General features: G+C 45.8%; 2 protein-coding genes. One reads left to right on the top strand and one right to left on the bottom strand.

The features are described from left to right. Positions 1 to 364 (bottom strand): tRNA (N6-threonylcarbamoyladenosine(37)-N6)-methyltransferase TrmO (tsaA, locus tag BZG79_RS15515; RefSeq protein WP_077774857.1); only part of this gene is annotated, 364 nt, incomplete at its 3' end. Positions 365 to 484: 120 nt separating this feature from the next. On the opposite strand from tsaA, the gene gmhB reads away from it, so the two are divergent. Beyond that, positions 485 to 1,045, top strand: coding sequence for a D-glycero-beta-D-manno-heptose 1,7-bisphosphate 7-phosphatase (gmhB, locus tag BZG79_RS15510; RefSeq protein WP_108743322.1), 561 nt, complete (start codon positions 485 to 487; stop codon positions 1,043 to 1,045). Positions 1,046 to 1,482 lie beyond the last annotated feature (437 nt).

Below are 1,482 nucleotides of genomic sequence, written 5' to 3'. Positions count from 1 at the left end.
GTGTTAAGGTGACCTGCCCGTTATCCTGTGACACATCAACCAGCTCGACGGCTGACATGCCAATACCGTTAGGGCGAAACGTTGCTCGGCTAGCAAAGACGCCAATACGTTCATTCCCACCTAAACGAGGGGGACGCACTGTCGGTCGCCATCCTTTCTCTAAGTTTTGGTCAAAGAGAAAGAGCAACCATAGATGGGAATATTGTTCGATGCCTCGGACAGCCTCAATCTGATTCGCGTCATCGTGTAATTTAAGGTGGGCAAGCGCACTCGGTGCCAGCCCCGGTTGGCGAGGAACAGCAAACTTTTCTTTAAACGGTGATAGGAGCGTGCCGATCGGCGTGATAGAAAATGGGGAGCGCATAAACGAATAAACCCGACAATAAAGCCGCTATACTAGCATGCGAAAGAGACGGGGAGTATGGATGCAAGTCAGTCTTGAGCGTGACATAATCTGGTGACTATTGATGAAGAGGAAAAATGCGTGAGGCTACCAGCAATTWTTATCGATCGTGATGGCGTGGTGAATGTTGACCACGGTTATGTGGCCAGTATCGATAACTTTGAATACATTGACGGTGTGTTTGAGGCGTGCCGCGCGTTAAAAGAAAAAGGATATCTTTTAGTGTTAGTCACTAATCAAGCGGGCATTGCTCGGGATTACTACAGCGAAGAAGATTTCTTACAATTGACAGAGTGGATGGATTGGAACTTTGCCGATAAAGGTGTCGATTTCGATGGCATCTACTATTGCCCGCATCATGCATTAGACGGCATCGGTGAATATCAACTTGATTGTGACTGCCGAAAACCTAAACCAGGCATGCTCTTAGAGGCAGCGGAAGAGCTTGATATTGATTTATCTCGCTCTGTGATGGTGGGTGATAAAGCAGATGACATGAAAGCCGCTCAAGCAGCAGGCATCGAAACGCGATTTCTGGTTCGTTCAGGGAAGCCTATTACCGAAGAAGGGATGGCGTTAGCGACCGCGGTCCTCGTATCGATTGCCGATGTGCCGGATGCATTGAAAGATACCCAAGCGTAAACATATATTTAACGATACGGCGAAAAGTTGTGCGATTAGATTTTTTTGAACAAAAACACTTGCATCAAAAAAACAACTCTCTATAATTCGCTTCTCGTTTGCACGGCAAGCCGAGCTAACAACGGCAACACAGACAAGCAAAACAAAATGCTTGACTCAATGCCAAAGTGGCGTATTATGCCACTCCCGCTTAACGATGAGCGGCGCTCTTTAACAATTTGACCTATGCAATCTGTGTGGGCACTCGTTGAGAATAGACAAAAAGATTTATTCGATAAACTGAGTGACCAATACGAAACAACGTTTACGTTGTTCGGCACAGTCAATTCGTTTGTCTCGCAAGAGACGAACAAAACAGTATTTATCGAGCCGTTTGTCTTTTCTTAGGAAAAGCAAACACCAAAACTTTAATTGAAGAGTTTGATCATGGCTCAGAG

Origin of the sequence: Salinivibrio sp. MA427, from assembly GCF_001996115.1 — a bacterium.
In the GTDB taxonomy this organism is placed as follows: Bacteria; Pseudomonadota; Gammaproteobacteria; order Enterobacterales; family Vibrionaceae; genus Salinivibrio; species Salinivibrio costicola.
This window is presented reverse-complemented; position numbering and strand designations above follow the sequence as displayed.